At 69.4% G+C, this 25,002-nt stretch carries 28 protein-coding genes and 3 tRNA genes; 26 read left to right on the top strand and 5 right to left on the bottom strand.

What is annotated here, in order from left to right; translation table 11 throughout:
- Nucleotides 1-15: 15 nt before the first annotated feature.
- From OG494_RS33695 to OG494_RS33675, 5 genes are all read left to right on the top strand, one after another.
- Nucleotides 16-88: transfer RNA gene (locus OG494_RS33695), tRNA-Thr, on the top strand.
- Nucleotides 89-137: 49 nt separating this feature from the next.
- Nucleotides 138-210: transfer RNA gene (locus OG494_RS33690), tRNA-Met, on the top strand.
- Between the two features lie 50 nt (nt 211-260).
- Nucleotides 261-425, top strand: coding sequence for a 50S ribosomal protein L33 (gene rpmG, locus OG494_RS33685; RefSeq protein WP_005152047.1), 165 nt, complete (start codon nt 261-263; stop codon nt 423-425).
- Between the two features lie 78 nt (nt 426-503).
- Complete coding sequence (locus tag OG494_RS33680) at nt 504-953, top strand: MaoC family dehydratase N-terminal domain-containing protein (RefSeq protein WP_328445611.1); 450 nt, start codon at nt 504-506, stop codon at nt 951-953.
- Entirely contained in the window at nt 950-1,348 is a 399-nt protein-coding gene (locus OG494_RS33675) for a MaoC family dehydratase (RefSeq protein ID WP_328445609.1), read from the top strand. The genes OG494_RS33680 and OG494_RS33675 overlap by 4 nt, the downstream gene beginning before the upstream one ends.
- Nucleotides 1,349-1,423: 75 nt before the next feature.
- Here OG494_RS33675 and OG494_RS33670 read toward each other — a convergent pair whose 3' ends face one another.
- Genes OG494_RS33670 through OG494_RS33660 form a run of 3 tightly spaced genes read right to left on the bottom strand, consistent with a single transcriptional unit; the run spans nt 1,424 to nt 3,674 of the window.
- The gene (locus tag OG494_RS33670; protein WP_328445607.1) at nt 1,424-2,329 is read right to left on the bottom strand and encodes an SGNH/GDSL hydrolase family protein; all 906 of its coding nucleotides are present in this window, start codon (nt 2,327-2,329) and stop codon (nt 1,424-1,426) included.
- A 35-nt stretch (nt 2,330-2,364) separates the two neighbouring features.
- A complete protein-coding gene (locus OG494_RS33665) occupies nt 2,365-3,327 on the bottom strand; it encodes a hypothetical protein (protein ID WP_328445605.1) in 963 nt (320 codons plus the stop codon).
- Complete coding sequence (locus tag OG494_RS33660) at nt 3,324-3,674, bottom strand: GntR family transcriptional regulator (RefSeq protein ID WP_328445603.1); 351 nt, start codon at nt 3,672-3,674, stop codon at nt 3,324-3,326. The genes OG494_RS33665 and OG494_RS33660 overlap by 4 nt, the downstream gene beginning before the upstream one ends.
- Nucleotides 3,675-3,810: 136 nt before the next feature.
- Between OG494_RS33660 and OG494_RS33655 the strand changes: the two genes are divergently transcribed.
- Complete coding sequence (locus OG494_RS33655) at nt 3,811-4,026, top strand: hypothetical protein (protein WP_284747826.1); 216 nt, start codon at nt 3,811-3,813, stop codon at nt 4,024-4,026.
- 4 nt (nt 4,027-4,030) lie between these two features.
- On the opposite strand, the gene OG494_RS33650 is transcribed toward OG494_RS33655, so the two are convergent.
- A complete protein-coding gene (locus tag OG494_RS33650) occupies nt 4,031-4,939 on the bottom strand; it encodes a TIGR03619 family F420-dependent LLM class oxidoreductase (RefSeq protein ID WP_328445600.1) in 909 nt (302 codons plus the stop codon).
- Nucleotides 4,940-5,144: 205 nt separating this feature from the next.
- Here OG494_RS33650 and OG494_RS33645 point away from each other — a divergent pair.
- The 6 genes from OG494_RS33645 to OG494_RS33620 all read left to right on the top strand — a co-directional run bounded on the left by OG494_RS33645 (nt 5,145) and on the right by OG494_RS33620 (nt 8,894).
- Nucleotides 5,145-5,217 (top strand) — tRNA-Trp (locus OG494_RS33645).
- 26 nt (nt 5,218-5,243) lie between these two features.
- Nucleotides 5,244-5,684, top strand: a complete 441-nt coding sequence (gene secE / locus OG494_RS33640) for a preprotein translocase subunit SecE (RefSeq protein ID WP_328445598.1) — start codon at nt 5,244-5,246, stop codon at nt 5,682-5,684.
- 74 nt (nt 5,685-5,758) lie between these two features.
- Nucleotides 5,759-6,628: a transcription termination/antitermination protein NusG gene (nusG, locus tag OG494_RS33635; protein ID WP_328445596.1), complete on the top strand. Its 870-nt coding sequence runs from the start codon at nt 5,759-5,761 to the stop codon at nt 6,626-6,628.
- A 73-nt stretch (nt 6,629-6,701) separates the two neighbouring features.
- Nucleotides 6,702-7,133 (top strand): 50S ribosomal protein L11, encoded by a 432-nt coding sequence (gene rplK / locus OG494_RS33630; RefSeq protein ID WP_328445594.1) that lies wholly within the window; start codon nt 6,702-6,704, stop codon nt 7,131-7,133.
- A 188-nt stretch (nt 7,134-7,321) separates the two neighbouring features.
- On the top strand, nt 7,322-8,041 hold the full coding sequence (gene rplA, locus OG494_RS33625; protein ID WP_328445592.1) for a 50S ribosomal protein L1: 720 nt from the start codon (nt 7,322-7,324) through the stop codon (nt 8,039-8,041).
- 70 nt (nt 8,042-8,111) lie between these two features.
- Nucleotides 8,112-8,894, top strand: coding sequence for an alpha/beta fold hydrolase (locus OG494_RS33620; RefSeq protein WP_328445590.1), 783 nt, complete (start codon nt 8,112-8,114; stop codon nt 8,892-8,894).
- A gap of 12 nt (nt 8,895-8,906) precedes the next feature.
- Here the strand turns inward: OG494_RS33620 and OG494_RS33615 are convergent, their stop codons facing one another.
- Nucleotides 8,907-9,818, bottom strand: a complete 912-nt coding sequence (locus tag OG494_RS33615) for a hypothetical protein (protein ID WP_328445588.1) — start codon at nt 9,816-9,818, stop codon at nt 8,907-8,909.
- A 315-nt stretch (nt 9,819-10,133) separates the two neighbouring features.
- On the opposite strand from OG494_RS33615, the gene rplJ reads away from it, so the two are divergent.
- The 14 genes from rplJ (at nt 10,134) to OG494_RS33545 (ending at nt 24,012) form a co-directional block, all read left to right on the top strand.
- On the top strand, nt 10,134-10,688 hold the full coding sequence (rplJ, locus tag OG494_RS33610; RefSeq protein ID WP_328445586.1) for a 50S ribosomal protein L10: 555 nt from the start codon (nt 10,134-10,136) through the stop codon (nt 10,686-10,688).
- A gap of 53 nt (nt 10,689-10,741) precedes the next feature.
- Nucleotides 10,742-11,125 carry a 50S ribosomal protein L7/L12 gene (gene rplL / locus OG494_RS33605; RefSeq protein ID WP_328445584.1) on the top strand — a complete coding sequence of 128 codons (384 nt, stop codon included), beginning with the start codon at nt 10,742-10,744 and terminating at the stop codon, nt 11,123-11,125.
- Nucleotides 11,126-11,498: 373 nt separating this feature from the next.
- Nucleotides 11,499-12,701 carry an ABC transporter ATP-binding protein gene (locus OG494_RS33600; RefSeq protein WP_328445582.1) on the top strand — a complete coding sequence of 401 codons (1,203 nt, stop codon included), beginning with the start codon at nt 11,499-11,501 and terminating at the stop codon, nt 12,699-12,701.
- On the top strand, nt 12,698-13,492 hold the full coding sequence (locus OG494_RS33595) for an MlaE family ABC transporter permease (RefSeq protein ID WP_323329492.1): 795 nt from the start codon (nt 12,698-12,700) through the stop codon (nt 13,490-13,492). Before OG494_RS33600 ends, OG494_RS33595 begins: the two co-directional genes overlap by 4 nt.
- A 4-nt stretch (nt 13,493-13,496) precedes the next feature.
- Nucleotides 13,497-14,333: an MlaE family ABC transporter permease gene (locus tag OG494_RS33590; RefSeq protein WP_003060266.1), complete on the top strand. Its 837-nt coding sequence runs from the start codon at nt 13,497-13,499 to the stop codon at nt 14,331-14,333.
- On the top strand, nt 14,330-15,655 hold the full coding sequence (locus OG494_RS33585) for an MCE family protein (protein ID WP_328445576.1): 1,326 nt from the start codon (nt 14,330-14,332) through the stop codon (nt 15,653-15,655). Before OG494_RS33590 ends, OG494_RS33585 begins: the two co-directional genes overlap by 4 nt.
- Nucleotides 15,652-16,680, top strand: a complete 1,029-nt coding sequence (locus tag OG494_RS33580) for an MCE family protein (protein WP_328445574.1) — start codon at nt 15,652-15,654, stop codon at nt 16,678-16,680. Before OG494_RS33585 ends, OG494_RS33580 begins: the two co-directional genes overlap by 4 nt.
- Nucleotides 16,677-17,663 carry an MCE family protein gene (locus tag OG494_RS33575; protein WP_328445572.1) on the top strand — a complete coding sequence of 329 codons (987 nt, stop codon included), beginning with the start codon at nt 16,677-16,679 and terminating at the stop codon, nt 17,661-17,663. Before OG494_RS33580 ends, OG494_RS33575 begins: the two co-directional genes overlap by 4 nt.
- On the top strand, nt 17,660-18,844 hold the full coding sequence (locus tag OG494_RS33570) for an MCE family protein (RefSeq protein WP_328445570.1): 1,185 nt from the start codon (nt 17,660-17,662) through the stop codon (nt 18,842-18,844). The genes OG494_RS33575 and OG494_RS33570 overlap by 4 nt, the downstream gene beginning before the upstream one ends.
- Nucleotides 18,841-20,025 (top strand): MCE family protein, encoded by a 1,185-nt coding sequence (locus tag OG494_RS33565; RefSeq protein WP_328445568.1) that lies wholly within the window; start codon nt 18,841-18,843, stop codon nt 20,023-20,025. The genes OG494_RS33570 and OG494_RS33565 overlap by 4 nt, the downstream gene beginning before the upstream one ends.
- Nucleotides 20,025-21,290 (top strand): MlaD family protein, encoded by a 1,266-nt coding sequence (locus OG494_RS33560; RefSeq protein ID WP_328445567.1) that lies wholly within the window; start codon nt 20,025-20,027, stop codon nt 21,288-21,290. The genes OG494_RS33565 and OG494_RS33560 overlap by 1 nt, the downstream gene beginning before the upstream one ends.
- A 36-nt stretch (nt 21,291-21,326) precedes the next feature.
- A complete protein-coding gene (locus OG494_RS33555) occupies nt 21,327-21,923 on the top strand; it encodes a hypothetical protein (RefSeq protein ID WP_328445566.1) in 597 nt (198 codons plus the stop codon).
- A gap of 82 nt (nt 21,924-22,005) precedes the next feature.
- Complete coding sequence (locus tag OG494_RS33550; protein ID WP_328459102.1) at nt 22,006-23,058, top strand: hypothetical protein; 1,053 nt, start codon at nt 22,006-22,008, stop codon at nt 23,056-23,058.
- 87 nt (nt 23,059-23,145) lie between these two features.
- Nucleotides 23,146-24,012, top strand: a complete 867-nt coding sequence (locus OG494_RS33545) for an ADP-ribosylglycohydrolase family protein (RefSeq protein WP_328445565.1) — start codon at nt 23,146-23,148, stop codon at nt 24,010-24,012.
- Nucleotides 24,013-25,002: the final 990 nt, after the last annotated feature.

Genomic DNA, 25,002 nt, shown 5'->3' with positions numbered 1-25,002 from the left:
TCGCGAGAGGCACAGGCCCCTTTAGCTCAGTCGGCAGAGCGTCTCCATGGTAAGGAGAAGGTCTACGGTTCGATTCCGTAAAGGGGCTCACGACCTCAGCCGCGTCACGCCTGCGTGTCGCGGCTTGGGTCATGTAGGGCGGTGTAGCTCAGCTGGCAGAGCAAGCGGCTCATAATCGCTGTGTCGCCGGTTCAAGTCCGGCCACCGCTACGCGGTAACGACTGGGGCTCGCCCCGGGACCTGAGAGAGAAGGAAACGCTGTGGCTGCCACCGACGTGCGACCCAAGATCACGCTGGCGTGCGAAGAGTGCAAGCACCGCAACTACATCACCAAGAAGAACCGGCGCAACAACCCGGATCGCCTGGAGATGAAGAAGTTCTGCCCGAACTGCGGTACGCACCGGACGCACAAGGAAACCCGCTGACGTAGCGCGTTCTCACCAGCTTTCACGAAGCCGCCCTGGACCACCGGGGCGGCTTCTTGCTGTTGGTAGCCTCCACCGGTGCCCTTGGACGAGTCGTTCACCGGACGGGTTTACCCGCCGCAGACCAGCTACGAAGTGAGCCGGGAGAAGATCCGGGAGTTCGCCGACGCGATCGGCGACCAGAACCCGGTCTACCGGGACCCGGAGGCAGCGCGCGGCGCCGGTCACCCGGACGTCATCGCGCCCCCGACGTTCCTCACGATCATCAACCTCGCCTCGATCAACGCGATCGTCACCGACCCCGAGCTCGGCCTCGACTACTCGCGGATGGTGCACGGCGACCAGCAGTTCTCCTACAGCCGCCCGGCCCACGCCGGCGACGTGCTGCTGCTGACGACGCACATCGACCGGATCATGGCCCGGGCCGGCAACGACTTCATCAACCTGCGCGCCGAGATCACCGACAGCGCCGGCGCGCACATCGCCACCACGCGCGCGCAGCTCGTGGTGCGGGGGGAGGACGCGTGAACGTCGGAGACGAACTGCCCGCCCTCGAGGTCCGCATCACCCGCGACCAGCTGGTCCGCTACGCCGGGGCCGCGCTCGACTTCAACCCGATCCACTGGAACGAGGCGTTCGCGAAGGAGGTCGGCCTCCCCGACGTCATCGCGCACGGCATGCTCACGATGGCCGTGTCCGGCCGCGTCGTGACGGACTGGCTCGGCGACCCGGGCCGCCTGGTCGACTTCAGCGCCCGCTTCACGCGCCCGGTGGTCGTCCCGAACACGCCCGACGGCGCGCTGGTGGAGATCACGGGCAAGGTCGGCGCCCTGCAGGACGACGGCATCGCCCGCATCGACCTCGTGGTGAAGTCCGACGGCAAGACCGTGCTGGGCAAGCCCCAGGCCCTGGTCCGCGTCTGACCGCCGCGGTACCCGGCTGTCCGTGAAGGCCTCCTTGAGGGACTCTGAGTCCCTCAAGGAGGCCTTCACGGACAGCTACGGCAGCTTCAGCAGGGTCACCACGACGTCGGCCATGCCCTGCTCGCCGCGCGCGTTGGGGTGCATCGGCGCGGCGGGCGAGGCCGGCAGCAGGCCCTCCACCCAGCGCTTGTCCGAGTCGGCGCACACGTCGTGGCCCTTGCCCGGCGTGGCCGTGTCGGCGTAGCCCGCGCGGTGGGACTTCGCCTGGTCCTCGAGCATCGAGTTCAGGTTCGCGAGCCCGTCGCGGAAGTACGCGACGTCGCCCGAGCCGAACGGCAGCGCGGGCCAGCAGCCGTCGCCGTCCGGCAGGACCGTGAGGTAGCCGACCACGATCACCTTCGCCTGCGGCGCCTTCGCGTGGATCTTGTCGAGCACCGCGCCCACCTTCGGCGCGGTGCTCGCGATCCGCTCGGCGATCTGGTCGTGCCCGCCCGCCGTCAGCTTGTCCTTGCAGGGGGACGCCGACGGGTGCGCTGTCGCGCAGGACGGCGCGATCCCCAGGAAGCCGACGTCGTTGCCGCCGATGCCGAGCGTCACCAGCGTGGTCTTCCCATTGACCGCGTCCAGCTGGGGCGGGTTCGATCCGTTGGACGTCTTCTGCGTGCCGCTCAGGCTCGCGGTCGTCGCGCCGCCGCAGCTGACGTCGGCGAACTCGGCCGGCTTCACCTTGGCCGTCACGAGGTGCGGGTAGTTGTCGTCCGTGCGCTCGCAGCCCGCCGGCTGGCCCGCTTGCCCGCCGGTGCGCGGCGAAGACGTGTACGAGTCCCCCAGGGCGACGTAGCGGCCGCTGCCGCCGCCGGTGTCCGCGCCGTCCGGTGGCGCCGCCGACGAGCCGTGCTGCCACTTGTAGTACCCGAAGATCAGCAACCCGACCACGAGCACGACCACGAGGCAGCCGCCGCCACCGCTCTTTTTCGCCACTAGTCCGTTTCTACCGGCCGTCGTGCTCCGCGCACCTAGTCAATCCGGGTGACGCCCTGCGCGATCAGGTCGTTCACCAGGCCGGCGCCGGTTTCCGGGTCGTCGACGCTCACCAGCACGGTCCGGCCGTTCGCCAGGGTCAGCTCCAGCGCCGGGCCGCCGCGCACCTTGTACGCCGTCGTGCCGGTGACCGAGTTGAAGCGCAGGCCGAGCCCGCCGTCGCCGAACGTCGTCAGCTCGCGCACGGTGGCCTCGCGGACGTCGCTCAGCTCGAGGTGCCGCCACGGGAAGCCGAGGAGGCCGAAGCGGATCGTCACGCCCGTGCCGTCCACCTTCGCCCGCAGCCGGTACGTCAACGCCGCGACCACCGCGCCCACGAAGCCGATCCAGACGGCCGTCGGCCACGGGAGCCCAGCGGGCAGGAACGCGATCGCGCCGGGGATCGCCAGCAGCGCCCAGAGCATCGCCGGGTTCGCCGCCCGGCCCGACCAGAACGCCCGCTGCCCCGGCTGGAGCCCGACACTCGGCCGGTTCGTCCCGGCCCGGTGCTCGCGGGGCGGCGTGGGCAGGCCGCCGGCGAACGCCGCCACGACGCCGAGCACGGCCACACCCAGCAGGAAGAGCAGGACGAGGGCGCCGCCGCGGGCCTGGTGCCAGTCCGGCGCGTCGAGGTTCAGCACGAGCGTCGACAGGAGGACGGCGGACGGCATCACGGCGAGCCCGGCGCCCAGCCCGACGGCCGGCCGCGGCAGCGGTCGCCCGTTGCGCAGCGCGACGACGGCGATCACCACCATGACCGCGGTCACGACCACGCCGAGCGCCAGGCACACGGTGACGAACAGCCCGAGTGAGTCGGCGTTGTCGGGCCCGTCGCTCCAGTGCGTCGCGAGGGGGTCGGGCAGCCGGTCCCGCCACGCGCTCGCGAGGACGGCGGCGACGGCCAGGACCGCACCCGGCAGCACGGCCGTCGCGGTCAGGACCCGGATCAGCTTGGTCATGAGTACTTCTCCTTGATCACCCCGGTGAGCTCGTCCAGGCCGACGCCCGCACGTTTCGCCTCGTCGACGACTTCCGCGACCAGCTCGGTGAGCCGCGCTCGCGACGGCGCGCCGCCGAGCACGACCGCACCACGCCGTCTTCGCAGGTCGATGAGGCCTTCGTCGCGAAGCAGCGCGTACGCCCGCAGCACGGTGTGGACGTTGATCTCGAGCGACGTCGCCAGCTCCCGGGCCGGCGGCAGCTGGTCACCCTGCGCCGGGCTCCCCTCGGCGAGGGCGCGGCGGAGGGAACCCGCCACCTGTTCGAAGAGCGGGACGGGCGAACTCGGATCGATCCGAACGAGCATAGTTCTAACTGTACTAGAACTATCCGGCTTTGAGTGGGTGAACCTGAGTGAGGGAACGAGGGTTGCGTGAGACGACGATCACAGCGAGGGTGGGGCCCGTTCCGTAGTCGAAACCGAGGAAGGCAGGAATAGCGCTGTGGGCCTGAACCTGAACAAGCTCGTCGACAAGGCTTACGAGGACAAGTCGATCAAGGAGCTGCTGGACGCGCCGCCGTCCGCGCTCGAGGGGCTCACGCCGAAGCACGACGAACTGCTCGCCGAACTGAAGATCAAGACGATCCGCGACCTCGCCAACTGGAAGTACGCGGCCAAGGCGCAGGCGCTCGCCACGCTCGCCGACAGCGAGTCCTGAGGGCTCAGCCGGCCAGTTCGCCGGCCAGCTCCAGTGCGTGGTCGACGTCCTTCGCGACGTAGTGCAGGTCGACCAGCACCTCCGTGATGCCCTCTTCGCGGGCCACGTCCAGGCACGGCAGGACGTCCGCGACCGACTCGACCCTGGTGCCCGCGCGCGGGTTGATCCGCAGTACCCGCCGCAGGGTGCCGGGGTCCCGGCCGGCTTTTTCGGCCGTTTCGAGCGCGACCGCCCAGAGGCCCTTCAGGTACTGCCGGGGCATCCAGCCGGCCAGCCAGCCGTCCGCGCGGCGGCCGATGCGGGCCAGCGCCGGCGGTGCGAAGCCGCCGAGCAGCACCGGCGGCCGCGGGTCCTGCGCCGGGCGCAGGCCGACCGTCGACGGCGCGATCCGCCACTGCGGGCCGTCGTGCGCCACCGGGTCCCCGGTCCAGATCGCCTCGAGCGCGTCGAGCACCGCGTCGAGCCGCCGGCCACGGCCCTCCCACGGCACGCCCGTCGCGAAGTACTCCTCGCGCAGCCAGCCGAGCCCGAGGCCGACGTCCAGCCGTCCCGAACTGGCGAGGTCGAGCGAGGTCAGCGCCCTGGCGAGCAGGACGGGGGAATAGACGGGCCCGGTCAGGGCGCTCATCCCCAAGCGGACCGTGCGCGTCACCGCCGCCGCCGTCGCCAGCGTCGTGAAGGGGTCGGCGAAGGTCTTGAACTCCTCCGGGTACGGGTGCTCCGGCGTCCCGCCGCCCGGGTAGAGGTCCGACGGCTCGAGCGGCGTCAGGATCCGGTCGCCGACCCACAGTGACCCGAAGCCGAGGTCCTCCGCGGCGACGGCGAAGCGCGCGACGGCGGCGGGATCGGCGAGTGCGCCGTACTGGGGCAGGGCGAGCCCGAGTCGTGTCCCGCTCACCGGGTTGCTCGTCATGGCGGACATCCTGGCATGATCACCAGGTCGGCGGGAGGTTTTCCGCTGGCCGACCGGGGTTCGGCGGTCGATCGGGGGGCGCGGTTGCGGGCTCCCGTGAGGCTTGCCGTAGACTTCGGGACTTGGAAAGCACTACGGTCATCCCCGCCTGGATGGTGGGGATGCTGGAAGGCGTCCACGGGGCCCCGAGCGATCGGGACCTCACAGGGGTGTAGCTCAATTGGCAGAGCAGCGGTCTCCAAAACCGCAGGTTGCAGGTTCAAGTCCTGTCACCCCTGCGTAACGGAACTGGTGGAGCGAAGGAGTGGTCGTGAGCGACAGCGACGCCAGCGGCGGCGAGCAGGAGCAGGACGGCACCGGGTCCAAGCCCGAGAGCCAGTCCCGCCCGGTCACAGCCGCAGCCAGGCGTGAACGCCGCCAGACCGCTCGTCCGGCGGGCAAGTCCGCGGCACGTGCGGACGACAAGACCCGGCCGGCCGGGAAGTCGGGGGAGAAGACCGCCCCCGACGCGAAGGGCGCCGCGACTCCCAAGCGGGACCAGAAGCCGAAGAAGGCCTCCGTGTTCGCGCGGCTGGTGCGCTTCATCCGCGAGGTGTGGGCGGAGCTGCGCAAGGTCATCTGGCCCAACCGCAAGCAGATGGTCACCTACACCGCGGTCGTGCTGGTCTTCGTGGTGTTCATGGTGGCCCTGGTGAGTGGCCTGGACCTGCTGTTCAAGTGGGGCATCGGCCACGTATTCGGCTGACGCGCCCCGGCGCGCGCCGATGGGGCTTCAGGTCCCGGCCTGACCCCGGCAATGATCAACTGAGAGGACGGAACGTGACCTCCGACAACGGCACAACAGCCGGTCAGGAGCTGACCGAGCTTTCCGACGAGCAGGTGCACGCGGCACTCGGTGACGAGGAGTCCGCGCACTTGGAGCCCGTCGACGTGCCCGAAGCCGAAGAGGTCGACGAAGCCGCCTCCGAGGAAGACGCCGAAGACGCCACTGACTCCGACGACGCCGGAGACTCCGACGCCGGCGAGGTGGCCTCGGACGACACCGAGGCCGAGCCCGCCGCGGCGGACGACGACCCGGTCGCCACGTTGCGCGCCGAGCTGGTGGCCGCGCCGGGCGAGTGGTACGTCGTGCACTCCTACGCCGGGTACGAGAACAAGGTGAAGACCAACCTCGAGACCCGGACCACGACGCTGGACGTCGAGGACTACATCTTCCAGATCGAGGTCCCGACCGAAGAGGTCACCGAGATCAAGAACGGCCAGCGCAAGCAGGTGCAGCGCAAGGTGCTGCCCGGCTACATCCTGGTCCGGATGGACCTGAACGACGCCTCGTGGAGCGCGGTGCGCAACACGCCGGGTGTCACCGGGTTCGTCGGCGCCACTTCGCGGCCATCGCCGCTGACCGTGGACGAGGTGCTGAAGTTCCTCGCCCCGCGCGTCGAGAAGGAAGCCCCGGCGAAGGGCGGCAAGGGCGAGTCCGGTACGTCCGCGGCTCCGCTCGGCGGCCCGGCCGTCGAGGTCGACTTCGAGATCGGCGAGTCGGTCACGGTCATGGACGGCCCGTTCGCGACCCTGCCGGCGACGATCTCCGAGGTCAACGTCGACGGGCAGAAGCTGAAGGTCCTGGTGTCGATCTTCGGCCGGGAGACCCCGGTCGAGCTGTCGTTCACGCAGGTCTCCAAGATCTGACGACCGCCGCGCGGTCGCAGTCCCCACGTCCACGGCAGGTACGCGGGGAACGTAGTACAGGACAGGAAAAGAAATGCCACCCAAGAAGAAGAAGCTTGCGGCGATCATCAAGCTGCAGATCAAGGCGGGCGCGGCCAACCCCGCTCCGCCGGTCGGCCCGGCTCTGGGCCAGCACGGCGTCAACATCATGGAGTTCTGCAAGGCCTACAACGCCGCGACCGAGTCGCAGCGTGGGGACGTCGTCCCGGTCGAGATCTCCGTGTACGAAGACCGGTCGTTCGACTTCAAGCTGAAGACGCCGCCGGCCGCGCGCCTGCTGCTCAAGGCCGCTGGTGTCGAGAAGGGCTCCGGCGAGCCGCACAAGACCAAGGTCGCCAAGGTCACTTGGGACCAGGTCCGCGAGATCGCCAAGACCAAGGAGACCGACCTCAACGCGCACGACATCGACCAGGCGGCGAAGATCATCGCCGGCACCGCCCGTTCCATGGGCATCACGGTCGTCTGAGTCTTCTGCCTCGACTCCGTCGAGGCGGCGAAATCGCCTGAAGCCGATTTCTTCCCTCCCGATCCGCTCGGCCCGAGGGGCCGATCGAATCGCTCGGTCCAGAAACCGGCGCGATTTCGCGCCCCGTGGGAGAGCCCGGTGCGGCTCGTCACCACACTGATCCGTTTTGAGAAGTTAAGGACAGAAGCATGACCAAGCACAGCAAGGCTTACCGCCAGGCTGCGGAGCTGATCGACAAGGCGCGGCTGTACGCGCCTCTCGACGCCGCGAAGCTGGCGAAGGAAACCTCCAAGACCAAGATGGACGCGACCGTCGAGGTCGCGATGCGTCTCGGTGTGGACCCGCGCAAGGCCGACCAGATGGTCCGCGGCACCGTGAACCTGCCGCACGGCACCGGTAAGACCGCCCGCGTCATCGTCTTCGCCGTCGGCGACAAGGCCGCCGAGGCCGAAGCCGCCGGCGCCGACGCGGTCGGCACCGACGAGCTGATCGAGCGCATCCAGGGTGGCTGGCTCGACTTCGACGCCGCGATCGCGACGCCGGACCAGATGGCCAAGGTGGGCCGCATCGCCCGGATCCTCGGCCCGCGTGGCCTGATGCCGAACCCGAAGACGGGCACCGTGACCCCGGCGGTCACGAAGGCGATCCAGGACATCAAGGGCGGTAAGATCAACTTCCGCGTCGACAAGCAGGCCAACCTGCACCTGGTGATCGGCAAGGCTTCTTTCGACACCGAGAAGCTGGTCGAGAACTACGCGGCGGCGCTGGACGAGATCCTCCGCGCCAAGCCGTCGTCGGCGAAGGGCCGTTACCTGAAGAAGGTCACCTTCACCACGACGATGGGCCCGGGCATCCCGGTCGACCCGCTGCGGACCCGCAACCTCCTCTCCGAGGACGCGAACGTCTGAGTCGGACATCACCGGAAAGGGCGCCCCCGCTTGCTGCGGGGGCGCCCTTTTTTCGTGTCTTATGGACGTCATGCCGACATTCGCGTCGTTCGACGGGCTCCAGCTGAACTACACCGTGTGGGAGGGCGACGGTGCCGCCCAAGCCGCCCGCCCGGTGCTGCTGCAGCACGGTTTCGCCGCCGACACGAACGCGAACTGGATCGCCACCGGCGTCGTCGCCGCCCTGCGCAAGGCCGGCTTCACGGTCATCTCCCTCGACGCCCGCGGCCACGGCCGTTCCGAGAAGCCGCACGACGAGTCCCGCTACACCGAAGCCACGATGGCCCGCGACGTCTCCGCGCTGCTGGACGAGCTGGCCCTCGACGAGGTCTCGATGGTCGGCTACTCGATGGGCGCGATCATCGCCCTGGCCGCAACGGCGGCGGACAAACGCATCCGCCGCCTGGCAACGGGGGGCGTGGGCTCAGGCATCGTCGACTTCGGCGGCGTCGACCTCCGCGTGGTGAAGCCGGCGGAGATCGCCTCGGCACTGCTGGCGGAAGACCCGACAACGGTCCCGCCATCCGGAGTCCCGTTCCGCCTCCTGGCCGACGCGGTCGGCGGCGACCGCCAGGCCCTGGCGGCGGTGGCACTGGCGTCACGCGAGGGAGTCGTGGACGTGTCGGCAATCGGCGTCCCGACGCTGGTGCTGGCGGGCGACCAGGACGTCCTGGCCGCAGAGCCGGAACGCCTGGCGGCGGCGATCGCGGGAGCACGCCTGGTCCGCATCCCAGGCGACCACATGACGGCAGTCATGGCCCCGGCGTTCTCGGAGGCCCTGGTGTCGTTCCTGTCGGCCCCGCACCCGCGCTGAGACGATCCGGCTTCAGCCCGTGGGCGTGGTCGTGGAGGGGACGCCGCTGCACTTCGCCGGGCCGATGGCGTGGCCGGTGATCAGCCACTGGTCCTTCTCGACCTTCGTGACCGTGAAGACCCCCAGCGCGGGGCCGGCTTTGATGTCGAAGGTGCAGGAATCGATGGTGACGGTGTTGCCCGGCAGAGGTTCCGAAACATACGACGGCAACGACTCGGCGTAGTCGTTCTTGTTCGTCACCTGGGACGAGAGGAACTCGACGGCCTTCTTGCAGTCGGTCTGGGCGGCGTTCTGGCGGAACGTCTGGGCGATGTCCTGGGCGAACTGGGTCTGGATGTCGTGCTGGCCCTCGTTCTGGAAGCGGCCGCACGCGTCGTCCACGCGGCCTTGGGCGATGTTGTGGTAAACGAACCGCACAGCCTCGTAAGGGTTCGTCGAGTAGATGTGGTTCGTGTGGTAGGTCCCGCCGCCCTCTTGGGCGAGTTCCGCTGACGTCTTTCCCGCGTCGCTGGGGAAGAAGTGGTTGTACAGCCACGTTCCGGCCACCGCCAGCACCACGAACGCCAGCACCCAGGCGATGACCTTCTTGCCCAGCCACGTCAGCCACTTCGGTGCGGGACGCCGTGGGTGGCGCTCGGCCGGGACGACCTCACGTGACGGGCCCGGCGGCAGCGGTGGCTGGCCGCCGCCCGAATACTGCGTGGCCGAATACGGCTGGACCTGCCCCGCCCCCTGGGCTGGGGCAGGCTGGTTGCCCTGCTGGGTCTGGGTGAATCGCAGGTAGTCCTGGAACTGCTGGAACTGGCGGAACTGCTCCAGCTCCGCCTGGTCGATCGGTGGCGGAGAAGGCGGAGTGGCGGGCGTGTTCGAGCCCGCCGGTTCGACTTCCGCGCCCGGCTTTCCGTCATCACGCTGCTCCGCCACGTGACCATGATGCCCGCCGAAGCTCACGAAGGAACCCCCAGCCGCCCTAAACGCAGGTCAGGGGAGGGGGCGGACAACGGCCGTCGAACCCACCAGGTATAGTTGTCCACGGTTCTACCGAAGACCGCTGGTTATCCGAGTGCCCCCACGGACACGAGGAACGAAGGCCCCGCATTGCCGGGCGGCCCGCGCAGGAGGAACGAGGCTCGGCACTTTGTGTGCCGTACAACGCCCCGCGCCTGTTGCGCGAGGGCGTTTCGTCGTTTCGGGGGCTCTTCGGGCCAGTGGAAACACTAGCCAAGAGAGGAGGCGACCATGGCGAAGCCCGACAAGGTGGCGGCCGTCGCCGAGATCGCGGAGAGCTTCCGCAACAGCTCGGCCACCGTCGTTACCCAGTACACCGGCCTCTCCGTGTCCCAGCTGTCCCAGCTGCGCCGCGCTCTCGGCACCAGTGCCAAGTACCGGGTCGCTAAGAACACCCTCGTCAAGCGTGCCGCTGAGGACGCCGGCGTCACGGGGCTCGAAGACCTGTTCGTCGGCGCGACCGCCATTGCCTTCGTCGAGGGTGAAGCTGTCGACGCCGCCAAGGCGCTTCGCGACTTCGCGAAGGACAACAACGCGCTTGTGATCAAGGGCGGCTACATGGACGGCAAAGCGCTGTCCGTGGACGAGATCAACAAGATCGCCGATCTCGACAGCCGTGAGGTCCTGCTCGCCAAGGCGGCGGGCGCGTTCAAGGCGAAGCTGTCCCAGGCCGCCGCGCTGTTCCAGGCGCCGGCGTCCCAGGTCGCCCGCCTGGCTGCCGCGCTGGAGGAGAAGCAGCGCAACGCCACCGGTACCGAAGCAGCCGAAGCACCCGCCGAGAGCTGATCCACCCCCCACCCCGAACGTTTTTTAGTTCGTTTTTCTGAGAGGAAGCCATCATGGCGAAGCTGAGCACCGCCGAGCTGATCGACGCCTTCAAGGAGCTCACCCTCCTCGAGCTGTCCGAGTTCGTGAAGGAGTTCGAGGAGACCTTCGACGTCACCGCCGCCGCGCCGGCCGCCGTCATGGCCGGCCCCGCCGCCGCCGCTGCCGCCCCGGTCGAGGAGCAGGACGAGTTCGACGTCATCCTCGAGGGCGCGGGCGACAAGAAGATCCAGGTCATCAAGGTCGTCCGTGAGGTCGTCTCGGGTCTGGGCCTGAAGGAGGCCAAGGAGCTGGTCGAGGCCGCTCCCAAGGCCCTCCTGGAGAAGGTCGACAAGGAGGCCGCCGAGGCCGCCAAGGAGAAGCTCGAGGCTGCGGGCGCCAAGATCTCCATCAAGTGATCCCGGGCGCGCAAGCGCCTTGCACCACCTCGTGAAGGGGCGGGCACCCACCGGGTGCCCGCCCCTTTCGTGTCGGATCCCCTAGGAGTGGTGTCCGTTCGGCCCCCGGGTCCCTAAATCGTGGGTTCGGGGTTCGGTTGCCCTGCGACCACGCAATCCGTGGACTAAGTTGCTGCCTGTTGCCGATCACGGCGGGATGACGATGCCGTCGGGGCTGGCCAGAAAAGAAAACTCGTGAGTAACCTGTTCGCACTCAGCTCGTTGCACCTGGTTGACGCGGGTTCATGGGGTGCCAGGCCCGCACCCGCCGCCGACGTGGGTGGCATGGGTGTGGCAGCGGGCGCAATGACGCGGAACAGCTCCTGGAGGTGCGATGGGTGCCGAGGTGGTCATCGAAGGTCTGACGAAGTCCTTCGGTAAGCAGGCCATCTGGCGGGACGTCACGTTGACGCTGCCTCCGGGCGAAGTGTCGGCGATGCTCGGTCCGTCGGGAACCGGCAAGTCGGTGTTCCTCAAGTCGATGATCGGGCTGCTCAAGCCCGACCGCGGCCGCTGCGTGATCAACGGGGTGGACATCGTCACCTGCTCCGAGCACAAGCTCTACGAGATCCGGAAGCTCTTCGGCGTCCTCTTCCAGGACGGCGCGCTGTTCGGCTCGATGAACCTCTACGACAACGTCGCGTTCCCGCTGCGGGAGCACACGAAGAAGTCCGAGACCGAGATCCGGCAGATCGTCCGCGAGAAGCTCGAGATGACCGGTCTCGCCGGCGCCGACAAGAAGCTGCCGGGCGAGATCTCCGGCGGGATGCGCAAGCGCGCCGGCCTGGCCCGCGCCCTCGTGCTGGACCCCGAGATCATCCTGGTCGACGAGCCGGACTCCGGCCTCGACCCGGTCCGCACCACCTACATCTCGCAGCTGTTCCTCGACGTCAACGCGCAGATCGACGCGACGTTCCTGATCGTCACGCACAACATCAACCTGGCCCGGACCGTGCCGGACAACCTGGGCATGCTCTTCCGCAAGGAACTGGTCATGTTCGGCCCGCGCGAGGTGCTGCTGACCAGCGAAGAGCCGGTCGTCAAGCAGTTCCTCAACGGCAAGATGCAGGGTCCGATCGGCATGTCCGAGGAGAAGGACTCCGCGCAGATGGCCGCCGAGCAGGCGATGTTCGACGCCGGGCACCACGCCGGTGGCGTCGAGGACATCTCGGGTGTGCCGCCGCAGATGCAGACGACGCCGGGAGTGCCGCAGCGGATGGGCGCGGTCCGCCGCAAGGACCGGGTCATGGAGATCATGCACCGGCTGCCGGACGCCGCGCAGCAGGGCATCATCGCTTCGCTGAGCCCCGAGGAGCAGCGCCACTACGGCGTCAGCCCGCGGCAGGTGGCCCGGGCCCAGCAGCAGCAACAGCAGCAGGTCCCGGCCGGCGCGCGCCAGGGTGACGGCGTGCCGGACCAGCACCACGGCCAGCTGCCCGCCGAGCAGGTGGCCCGGATCCCCGGCGGCCAGCAGCCGAGACCCGGTGGCTCGCACCGGATGCCACCGCCGCCGAACAACGGGCCAGGTGGCAGGTGAGTTCTCCCGCTTCACAGGCGAAGATCCCCGGGATCGGCATCCTCCGCGAAACCGGGAACCTGTTCGCCCTCGGCCTCGACATCGTTCGTGGCATCTTCCAGCGCCCGTTCCAGCTGCGGGAGTTCATCCAGCAGGCCTGGTTCATCGCGAGTGTGACGATCCTGCCGACGGCCCTGGTGGCCATCCCCTTCGGCGCGGTCATCTCGCTGCAGTTCGGTTCGCTCGCCCGCCAGCTGGGCGCGCAGTCCTACACCGGCGCGGGCTCCGTGCTCGCCACCGTGCAGCAGGCCAGTCCGCTGGTCACCGCGCTGCTGGTGGCGGGCGCGGGCGGCTCCGCCGTCTGTGCTGACATCGGGGCGCGCACCATCCGCGAAGAGATCGCCGCGATGGAGGTGCTGGGCGTCTCCGCGGTGCAGCGGCTGATCGTGCCGCGCACCCTCGCGATGATGCTCGTCGCGCTGCTGCTCAACGGCATGGTCAGCGTCATCGGCGTGCTGGGCGGCTACTTCTTCAACGTCGTGCTGCAGGGCGGGACGCCGGGTGCGTACCTGGCGAGCTTCTCGGCCCTGGCCCAGCTGCCCGACCTGTGGGTCGGTGAACTGAAGGCGCTGATCTTCGGGTTCATCGCCGCCGTCGTCGCGTCCTACCGGGGTCTGAACCCCTCCGGCGGCCCCAAGGGCGTCGGGGACGCGGTGAACCAGTCGGTGGTCATCACGTTCCTGATGCTGTTCGTCGTGAACTTCGTGATCACCCTGATCTACCTGCAGATCGTGCCCGGAAAGCTGGACTAGCGCCATGACGTTCCTCCAGGGCGCGAAACGCGTCGCCAACCGACCCCTCCAGACACTGGACACCTTGGGTGACCAGATGTCGTTCTACGGCCGCGCGCTGCTGTGGACGCCGCGGACCCTGCGCCGCTACACCAAGGAAGTGCTCCGGCTGCTGGCCGAGGTGAGCTTCGGCTCCGGCTCGCTGGCGGTCATCGGCGGCACGGTCGGCGTGATGGTCGGCCTGACGCTGTTCACCGGTGTCCTCGTCGGCCTCCAGGGCTACTCGGCGCTGAACTCCATCGGGACGTCGGCCTTCACCGGCTTCCTGACGGCGTTCTTCAACACCCGCGAGATCGCGCCGCTGGTCGCCGGGCTCGCCTTGAGCGCGACGGTCGGCGCCGGGTTCACCGCGCAGCTCGGCGCGATGCGGATCTCCGAGGAGATCGACGCGCTCGAGGTGATGGGCGTGCCGAGCCTGCCGTACCTGGTGACGACCCGGATCATCGCCGGGTTCGTCGCGGTCATCCCGCTCTACATCATCGGGCTGCTGAGCTCGTACCTCGCGTCGAGACTGGTCGTGATCTACATCTACAACCAGTCGGCCGGTACTTACGACCATTACTTCGATCTCTTCCTGCCACCGCAGGACGTGCTCTATTCGTTCATCAAGGTGCTGCTCTTCAGCGTCCTGATCATCCTGTCGCACTGCTACTTCGGGTACCGGGCGACCGGCGGCCCGGCCGGTGTCGGCGTCGCGGTGGGCAAGGCGGTCCGGCTCTCGATCGTCACGGTCTCGATCATGAACTTCTTCATCGGGTTCGCCATCTGGGGAACCGACGTCACGGTAAGGATCGCGGGATGACCACGTTGCGACGCAGGCTGCTCGGCCTGCTCCTGGTCGCCGTGATGGTCGGCGGCGTGGCGCTTTCGATCGCGCTCTACGACAAGGCGTTCACCTCGTTCGTCACGGTGAAGCTGCAGGCCGACAAGATCGGCAACCAGCTGATCCAGCAGTCCGACGTCAAGGTCCGCGGGCTGATCGTCGGCTCGGTCAAGGACATCTCGGCCACCGCCGACGGCGCGGAGCTGACGCTCGCCCTGAACCCCGAGTCGGCGAAGCTGATCCCGGAGAACGTCTCGGCCCGGTTCCTGCCGAAGACGCTCTTCGGTGAGCGCTTCGTCTCGCTGGAGATCCCGGCCAAGCCGTCGTCGAAGACGCTGGCCACCGGCGACGTCATCCCGCAGGACCGGACGTCGAGCGCGGTCGAGCTGGAGCAGGCGTTCTCGCACCTGCTCCCGGTGCTGCAGGCGGTCCAGCCGCAGAAGCTGTCGGCGACGCTCACCGCGATCTCGACCGCGCTGTCCGGCCGCGGCGACCAGCTCGGCGACACGCTGACGCAGCTGGGCAGCTACATCGGCGAGCTGAACCCGCACGAGCCGGAGCTGCAGCACAACCTCAAGGCACTCGCGGAGTTCTCCGACCACCTCAAGGACTCGGCGCCGGACCTGGTGCAGAGCCTCGACAACCTGAGCACGACCACCCGCACGGTGGTCGACCAGCAGCAGAACCTGTCGAACCTCTACGGCACCCTGACCCAGGCTTCCGTGGACCTGCAGACGTTCCTGCAGAACAACAAGGACAACATCATCTCCCTCGCCTCCACCGCCCGGCCGACGGCCGAGCTGCTGGCGAAGTACGCGCCGGAGTACCCCTGCGTGATCTCCCAGATGGCCAAGAACGTCCCGCTGATCGACCAGGCGCTGGGCAAGGGCACCAACCAGCCCGGCCTGCACGCGACGATCGAGGTCGTCGTGCCGCGCGCGCCGTACGAGGCGGGCAAGGAAGAGCCGCGGTTCGACGACAAGCGCGGCCCGCGGTGCTACGACTCGGACAAGCTGCCGAACCCGTTCCCCTCGGAGCCGCCGGACGGCGCCTTCCAGGACGGCACGAAGCACCAGACCGCCCCGAAGACCGTCGGTGAGGGCCTCAACCCGGCCAACTTCAAGGCCGACGCGACCGGCGGCAACGGCTCCGGCGGCAATCTGGCCTACTCGACGGCGGAGCAGGGCTTCCTGGCCGACCTGCTGGGCCCGCAGCTCGGCATGAACGCCGCGGACGTCCCCAGCTGGAGCGCGCTGCTCGTCGGCCCGCTCTACCGCGGCGCGGAGGTGACGGTCAAATGAGGGGTCTGCTCGCACCGCTGATCAAGCTCGGCGTCTTCGTGGTCGTCACCGTGCTGTTCACGACGATCCTCGGGATCAGCATCGCCAACATCAACACGACCAGCACCAACGCCTACAAGGCGCGCTTCACCGACGCGACGCTCCTGCTGCCCAACGACGACGTCCGCATCGCCGGCGTCCGGGTCGGGCAGGTCAAGGACGTCAAGATCGTCGACAAGCGCCAGGCCGAGGTCGAGTTCGAGGTCGACGCCGGCCGGCAGCTGCCCGCCGGGGTGACCGCGCAGATCAAGTTCCGCAACCTGGTCGGCCAGCGCTACGTCTCGCTCGGCGAGGGTGCCGACAGCTCCGGCAAGACGCTCGGCCCCGGCGGCACCATCCCGCTGGAGCGGACGCAGCCGGCGCTGGACCTGACCGAGCTGTTCAACGGCTTCAAGCCGCTGTTCACCGCGCTCAACCCGGACGACGTCAACAAGCTGTCCTACGAGGTCATCCAGGTCCTGCAGGGTGAGGGCGGCACCGTGGAGAGCCTGCTGTCGCACACCGCGTCGCTGGCCACCACGATCGCCGACAAGGACCAGGTCATCGGCCAGGTCATCGACAACCTCAACTCGGTGCTCGACACGGTCAACGCGCACACCCCGCAGCTCAACGACCTGATCGTGAAGCTGCAGCAGCTGGTGTCCGGGCTGGCCGCGGACCGCAAGCCGATCGGCGACGCGATCGAGAGCCTCGGCAACCTGGCCCAGACGACGTCCGGTCTGCTCGGCGAGGTCCGCGAACCGCTGAAGAACGACATCAGCGCGCTGGGCACGCTGACCGACAAGCTCAACAAGAACGAGCCGGAGCTGGAGCACTTCATCCAGTTCCTGCCGGAGAAGGTCAGCACGCTGACCCGCACCGCGGACTACGGCTCCTGGTTCAACTTCTACGCCTGCGAGTTCTCCGGGAGCGTCAGCTTGCCGCCACTGATCAACAACGTCCCGATCCCGCTGGTGCCGCTCAACCGGGCGAGGTGCACGGGATGAAGTCCTTCCAGAAGCGCAACCCCGTCCCGATCGCGCTGGTCGGCATCGCCGTCCTCGCGCTCGCGTTCATCGCCGCGCTGAACTCCGAGGACCTGCCGGTGATCGGCGGGGGCACGACCTACACCGCCGAGTTCAGCGAGGCGTCCGGGCTGCAGACCGACAACGACGTCCGGATCGCCGGCGTCAAGGTCGGCAAGATCAGCGACATCGAGCTCGACGGCGCGTCGGTGAAGGTCTCGTTCAAGGTCAAGGACGCCTGGCTGGGCGACCGGACCAGTGCCGCGATCAAGATCAAGACGCTGCTCGGCCAGAAGTACCTGTCGCTGGACCCGCAGGGGGAGGGCGCGCTGAACCCGGGCGCCGCCATCCCGCGCGACCGCACGATGGCCCCCTACGACGTCCTCGACGCCTTCCGCGGGCTTTCGCAGACCGTCGACGACATCGACACCAAGCAGCTGGCGCAGAGCTTCGACACCATCTCGGGGACCTTCGCCAACACGCCGCAGGACGTGAAGGGCGCGCTGTCGGGGCTGTCGAAGCTGTCCGACACGATCGCCTCGCGCGACAGCCAGCTGTCGAACCTGCTGGCCAACACCCGCGAGGTGTCGCAGACGCTGGTCGACCGCGACGCCGAGGTGCAGAAGCTGCTCACCGACGGCAACGCGCTGCTCGGCGAGCTGGCCAAGCGCGAGGACGCGATCACGGCGCTGCTCAACGGCTCCCGCGAACTCGCGACGCAGCTGCAGGGCCTGATCGACGACAACGGCAAGCAGCTGGACCCGGTGCTCACCCAGCTCGACCAGCTGACGTCGATGCTGCAGCGCAACCAGGACGCGCTGGGCCAGGGCATCGCGAAGTTCGCGCCGTTCATCCGCGTCTTCACCAACACCATCGGCAACGGCCGCTGGTTCGACAACTACATCTGCGGCCTGGTCCTGCCGTCGTTCGGTCCGCTCAACGAAGAGGGGTGCTACACGAAATGAGTGACACCCGCTTCGGCCAGTCCCTGACCCGGGCCTTCACCATCGCGATCGTCCTCGCGCTCGTCGTCGCCGGCGGGATCTGGTGGACGCTCAAGGACGCCGGCCGCAACCACCTGACCGCGTACTTCGCCGGCACCGTCGGCCTGTACGAGGGCAACAGCGTGCGGATGCTCGGCGTCGACATGGGCACGGTCACCAAGATCCAGCCCATGGGCAACCAGGTGAAGGTCGAGTTCGAGTACGACCGCTCGGTCGCCGTCCCGGCCGACGCCAAGGCGCTGATCGTGGCGCCGTCGCTGGTTTCGGACCGCTACGTCCAGCTGGCCCCGGCCTACACCGGCGGCCCGCGGATCTCCGACGGCGCGGTCATCGGCCTCGACCGCACCGAGGTGCCGCTCGAGGTCGACCAGCTCGCCGCCAGCCTGGCCAAGGTCAGCGAGACCCTCGGCCCGAACGGCGTCAACAAGCAGGGGTCGCTGTCGAACCTGCTGAACACCGCGGCGGCCAACGTCGACGGCAACGGCCAGGCCCTGCACGACACGATCACCAAGCTCGGCCAGGCGGCCGGCACGCTGGCCGGCAACAAGGACGACCTGTTCTCCACGGTCGAGAACCTCGGCAAGTTCTCGCAGTCGCTGGCCGACTCCGACGGCCAGGTCCGCAACTTCGAGGGCCAGCTCGCCGACGTCAGCGGCTACCTGGCGTCCGAAAAGGACAACCTGGCCGCGACCGTGCAGCAGCTGGGCACCACGCTCACCTCGGTGCAGGCGTTCATCGACCAGAACCACGACCGGCTCAAGTCCAATGTGGACAAACTGGCCGGGATCACCAACGTGCTCGTCGACCAGCGCAGCTCGCTCGCCGAGATCCTCGACGTCGCGCCGGTCGGCCTGAGCAACCTGGTCAACACCTACAACGGCGCGGCCGGCACGCTCGACGCCCGGCCGAACCTCAACGAGCTGACCCAGCCGCCGCTGGTGATGATCTGCCGGCTGCTCAAGCAGGTCGGCACCAACAGCATCCCGGACGTGCTCGGCAACGCCTGCGAGAACATCGCCGGCGTGGTCGACAAGGTGATCCCGCTGCCGTCCCTGGCGCAGACCCTGCAGGCCCTGCAGTCCGGTCAGCTGCCGCCCTTGCCGCTGCCCATCGCCGGGCAGCTCTACGGAGGTGGCCAGTGAGGAAGCTGCTGACCGTCGGAGCGCTGGTGACGGCGTCTGCGCTGGTGCTCACCGGCTGCTCGTTCAAGGGCATCTACGACCTGCCGCTGCCCGGCGGCGCCGACCTCGGCGACCACCCGTACACGGTGAACGTCGAGTTCCGGGACGTCCTCGACCTGACGCCGAAGGCGGGCGTGAAGGTCAACGAGGTGCCGATCGGGCAGGTCGAGAACGTCGGCCTCACCAAGGACGGCTGGCACGCGCTGGTGACCCTCAAGGTCAACGGCGACGTCAAGCTGCCGGCCAACGCGCTGGCCAACGTGAAGCAGTCCAGCCTGCTCGGCGAGAAGTACGTCGAGCTCGCGTCGCCCGGTGACGACCAGGCCCAGGGCAAGCTCGCCGACAACGCGACGATCCCGCTGGCCCGGACGAACCGCAGCGTCGAGGTCGAAGAGCTGCTCGGCGCGTTGTCCCTGCTGCTCAACGGCGGTGGTGTCGACCAGCTCAACACCATCACCAAGGAGCTCAACAACGCCACGTCGGGCCGCGAGCCGGACATCAAGGCGCTGCTGGACAACGCGAACCTGCTGGTCACCAACCTGGACAACCAGTCGAAGAACATCACCCGGGCCATCGACGGGCTGAACCGGCTCTCTTCGACGCTCAACGACCAGAAGGACAAGCTGGTCGGCGCGGTCGACAACCTCGGGCCCGGCCTCGGTGTGCTCGAGTCGCAGCGCGGCCAGCTCGTCACCATGCTCAACGCGCTGGACAACCTCTCCGGCGTCGCCACCGAGACGGTGAACGCGTCGCAGAAGGACCTCGTCGCCGACCTGAAGGCGCTGACGCCGACGCTGCAGAAGCTCGGCGAGGCGGGCAACGACCTGCCGAAGGCGCTGCAGATCCTGCTGACGTTCCCGTTCAGCGACCAGGCCGTCAACGGCGTCAAGGGCGACTACTTCAACCTCTACGCCAAGGTCGACCTGAACCTGCAGACCATCGTCAGCAACCTGGGCAACAGCCGGCAGAACATCCTCAACGGCCAGCTCCCGCTCCCGGGCCTGACCGGCGGGGTGGACGGCACGCCCGCCAACCAGCCGCCACCGCTGCCCATCCCGGGTGAAAGCGGTCAGTCGGGTCAACCCGGGAAGACGTCCGGCCTGTCCGGGCTCTTCGGTCTCCTGTCGGGAGGTAACGGCTGATGCTGGTGCGCAGGACGAGGTTCCAGCTGGTCGCGTTCGCGATCATCTCCATCGCCGCGATCGTGTACGCGCTGATCCGGTTCGCCGGGCTCGGCACGGTGTTCGGCAACAGCGGTTACACGGTGAAGCTCGAGCTCAACGAGTCGGGCGGCATCTTCACCAACGCCGAGGTGACCTACCGCGGCTTCAACGTCGGCCGGGTGGGGGAGCTGCGGCTCACCCAGACCGGGCTGGAGGCCGACCTCAACATCGACCCGTCGGCGCCGCAGGTCCCCGCGGACCTCGACGCCGTCGTCGCCAACCGCTCGGCCGTCGGCGAGCAGTACGTCGACCTGCGGCCGAAGGCCGACAAAGGCCCGTACCTCGCGGGCGGCTCGGTGATCCCGGCGACCAAGACGACCACCCCGGTCAGCACCGACCGGCTGATCGGCGACCTCGACTCGCTCGCGGCGTCGGTCCCGGTCGACTCGCTGCGCACCGTCGTCGACGAGTCCTACGACGCGTTCCGCGGCACCGGCGGCGACCTGCAGAAGCTGCTCGACACCGCGCGCAGCTTCACCACGACGGCTCAGCAGTACCTGCCGCAGACGATCCAGCTGCTCGACGCCGGCGGCCAGGTGCTCGACACGCAGAACGACGAGGCGGCGAACTTCGCGTCGTTCAGCAAGAGCCTCAACCAGCTGACCGGCACGCTGAAGAACTCCGACGGCGACCTGCGCAAGCTCATCGGCATCACGCCGCAGGTGGCGACGCAGATCAGCCAGGTGCTGCAGGAGTCGGGGCCCGGCCTCGGCGCGCTGACGGCGAACCTGCTCACCACGGCCAACCTGACCGTGACCCGGCTGGACGGCATCGAACAGGGCCTGGTGACCTACCCGGCGCTGGCCGGCGCGGCCAGCAGCGTCGCGCCCGGCGACGGCACCGCGCACCTCGGGCTGGTGCTCAACCTCTTCAACCCGCCGGCGTGCACCAAGGGCTACATCCCTTACCAGCAGTACCGGACCGGGGCCGACCTTTCGGCGAAGCCGGCGAAGGAAGACGCGTACTGTGCCGAACCGAAGGGCAGCCCGATCAACGTGCGCGGCGCGCAGAACGCGCCGTACGGCGGGGTCCCGGTCGCGCCGAGCAACAGCGACGTCGCGGCGAACGCGAACCGGCCGGCCGAGGAGCTGGCCGAGGAGCGGAACACCCGGGGCGTGCCCGGCATCGTGGGCAGCCCCGGCGTCAGCCTGAACAGCCTGGGTTCGCTGCTCGGGCTCGCCTGACGCGGATTTGATGACCGTTACCTACCCTGGAGCGTTATGAGTTCGGACGAGCGGACCGCCGTCGCGGTGGCGGAACCCGAAGAGGAATCCGGGGCGTCGCCGGTGGTGGCGCCGAACGAATCCTCTTCGCGGATCCTGGTGCTCGGGGCCGCGGCACTGGCCCTGGCCGCGCTGATCGCCGCCGCGCTCTTCGGGATCCAGTGGTGGGCGGCCGCGTCCGACTCCAACGCCGGCCTGGCCGCCTCGCGCGAAGCCGTCGTCAAGGCGGGCACCAACGCGCTGAAGGCCTACACCGAGGTCGACTACCAGGACCTGGACGGCTTCTTCGCCCGGCAGAAGTCGGTCTCGGACGCCACGATGTCGCAGCAGATCGACCAGTCGGCGCCGACGTTCCGCAAGGCTCTCTCGGACGCCAAGACCAAGGTCACCACGGACGTCCAGGACATCGCCGTCGAGGAGCTCGACGACCACGAAGGCAAGGCCAGCTTCCTCGCCGCGATCGCCACGACCGTCACGCAGGGGGACAAGAGCAGCGCGAAGCCGCTGCGCCTCGAAGTGTCGATGACCCGTGTGGGCGAGGACTGGAAGCTGTCCGGCATCGACAGCGTCCCCCTCGTCGCGGCCGGCCAGTAGAGCGTCACTCAGAAGGAGCTTCGTAGTGCCCCCCTCCCGCCGTCAGCCGCCCCGCAGCACCCCGCCGGTGCGCCGGCCCCGCGTGGCCGGGCTGCGCAAGCCCTCGACGGACGAGTCGCCCGCCGAGCGGACCGGTCAGCTCCCCGCCGTGCCGCCGGCCACCCCGCCCGCCGCGCCCGCTGCGTCGTCCGCTTCGCCGCCGGCCGAGACGCGCAAGCCGCGCCCGCGTCCGGCACCGCGGCCGCTGCCCCGGCCCGTCGCGAAGCCCCCCGCCGAGGAGCCGTTCGAAGCGGCCGGCGGGCGGATCGACCCGACGCCCGCCGAGGACACCGCGGTGTTCGCCGCGATCGGCACCGACGAGGACCCGAAGGTCGACGCGCTCACGGGTGAGCCGGAGACGGCTCCCGCGGACGCCCCGGTCGAGGCCGAGCCGGCCCGCCCGGCGCCGCGGCGGAAGAAGCGTGACACCGGGATCGCGAAGCCGACCGAGGTCGAAGAGGTGCCCGAGGAGTCCGGCGACCAGCCGGCGGGGCCCGCGAAGTCCCGGACGCAGCAGCCGTACCTCGTGGCCGGCGCGCTGGTGCTCGTCGCGCTGATCCTGGGCGGGCTGGCGTACTGGTTCAAGTCGGAGGAAGTCCAGGTCTCGAACGCGACCAGCAACACCGCGCTGCTGGACGTCGCGAAGACCGCGCAGGTGAAGGACGCCGTCTCGAAGGCGGCCGAGTCCCTGTTCTCCTACGACTTCAACAACATCAAGAAGACCGAGGACGCGGCGAACGACCTGCTCGCCAACGACGACGTCCGGAACAAGTACAACTCGCTGATGGGCGAGGTGAAGCGGCTCGCGCCGGCCCAGAAGATGATCGTCACGTGCAAGGTCACCCGCGCCGCGGTGATCATGCTCAACGACGACTTGGCGAAGGTGATGGTCTTCGTCGACCAGACCTCGACCCGCACGGACACCAAGAAGACGACCGCGGGCACCGCGCAGCTCCACCTGAACGCCCAGCTCCAGGGCGACAAGTGGAAGATCACGGACATGGACACGTACAACGCGCCCAAGGTCCCCGCGGCCACCCAGGCGCCGTCCTCGGCCCCGGCGTCGCCGCCCGCTTCGCCGTCGCCGACCAAGTAAGCCGCCGGGCGACGGGCGGTGCCGCTCGTCGATTTCGCGGCGCCGCCGGTGGTCAGCGGGCGGTAGTCCCGCCGCTACGGTGGGCCGATGGGATTCGAGCAGGCGCACGCCAGTCTCGTCGGCCTCGCCGTCGGTGACGCCTTCGGTGCGCAGATTCTTCTGCCCGGCGACCACCCGGACGTCGCCGGCCGGCGACTGCCGGCCGCGCCGTGGAACTGGACCGACGACACCGAGATGGCGTGTTCGATCTTCGCCGTCCTGACCCGGCGCGGCCACATCGAGCAGGACGAACTGGCCGCCGGGTTCGCGGCGCACTTCGACCCCGGCCGCGGCTACGGTCCCGGGGCGGAGTGGCGCCTGAACCGGATCAAGGACGGGCAGCCGTGGCCGGAGGTCGCCGAGCAGGACGGCCACGGCTCCTGGGGCAGCGGCGGCGCGATGCGCGTGGCGCCGCTGGGCGCGTGGTTCTGCGACAACCTGCCGCAGGCGCTGCGCCAAGCCGAGCTGTCCGCGGTGGTCACGCACTCGCACTTCGAGGGGGTGGCGGGCGCGGTGGCCGTCGCGGCGGCGGCCGCGCTGCGGGCGGCGTCTCCCGGATTGGCCGGCGCGGACCTGCTGGACGGGGTGATCCCGCTCGTCCCGCCCGGCCGCGTCCGCGACGGGCTGACGCTGGCCCTGAAGTTCTCCGACGCCCGCGACGCCGCCGCCAAGCTCGGCACCGGCCGCGAGATGGCCGCGCACGACACGGTCCCGCTGGCCCTGTGGATCGCGGCGCGCTTCGGCGACAACTTCACCGACGCCCTCTGGACGGCGGCCCAGGTAGCCGAGGACGTCGACACGGTGGCCGCCATCGTGGGCGGCGTCCTGGCCGCGGACGGGACGCCGATCCCGGACCAGTGGCTGGAGGCGTGCGAGCCGCTGCCGGAGTGGGCCGGCCTCGCCCGGCAGGACTGAGCGCCCCACGGTCGGCGGCTTCCATCGACGGGCTTGTGTGTGTGGTGCCCCGTGCGGCTCCGCGAGCCGCGGGCCGGTCTCGGAGACCTGGTGTCCGGGTGTGTGAGCCGCGGTAGAGGCGGGCGGGTAGGACTGAGCGCCCGGTGGTGGCAGGGGGTGCTCGCCGTCACGTGGAGGGCCGGCGTGCGGCGTGGGGCCCTGCCGAACAGGCCGGCGCGACTTGGCTGACAGCTCGCCCTGCCTCTGGATGGCAGGCGAGCCGTCACCCGCCCACCCGCCCGAGCGACCGCCCAACCGCCCGACCGAGGGCAAGGCGTCCGGTGCTTCCTGCCGGACAGCGGGCGAGCGTGCTCGCCGAAGACCGGAAAGCGGGTGTTGTGCGGCGCGGTCCGACCCACCCGAGCGGGCCGGCGAGCCGCTTCCCCGACGGCGGCAGGCCCCGTTGACCGGGCCGGTACGACCGCTCGCCTCATCCCCGGAGAACGGCGGGCTTCGGACGACCCGAGCCGGCCCGCCGAAGCAGGGCCTGAGCGGCCTCCCACGACCCGTCGGCACCGGCGCCCTCCGAGCAAGACCACCGGACCGCGCGGGGAGCCTCGGCGGCGCCCATCAGCGTCCGGCGGCGCCGTGGCGGGCGGGGCGCCTGGTGCGGGTGTGACGTCGCCCGCGCCGTGTCCGGACCGCTCACCGGAACGGCCGCGACACGCCGCCGATGGGGGAACCCGGGGCCGTCCGAAGTGGTCCGGAACACCAGCCGCGTGCCCGAAGATCGTGGTAAATCCCCAGGTCCAGCCCCTAGTGGTGGCGCTACTCGCCGGTAACTGGGAGGATATTCGGCCGCTCACGCTCCGCAGACCTACTTCCACGCTGCGCCAACCGGCGGGACCCCCGTGTGGCATCTTGACTCTCGCGCCCGGTGGGTTCACGCTTACTCCCGAACGGCGAAACCGGAAGCCCTTGCGGGAGGGACCACCGGCTCGCCTGGAGGCA

The sequence above is a fragment of the Amycolatopsis sp. NBC_00438 genome (genome assembly GCF_036026695.1).
In the GTDB taxonomy this organism is placed as follows: Bacteria; Actinomycetota; Actinomycetes; order Mycobacteriales; family Pseudonocardiaceae; genus Amycolatopsis.
The sequence above is the reverse complement of the archived record's forward strand: the minus strand, read 5'-3'. Positions and strand labels throughout refer to the sequence as shown.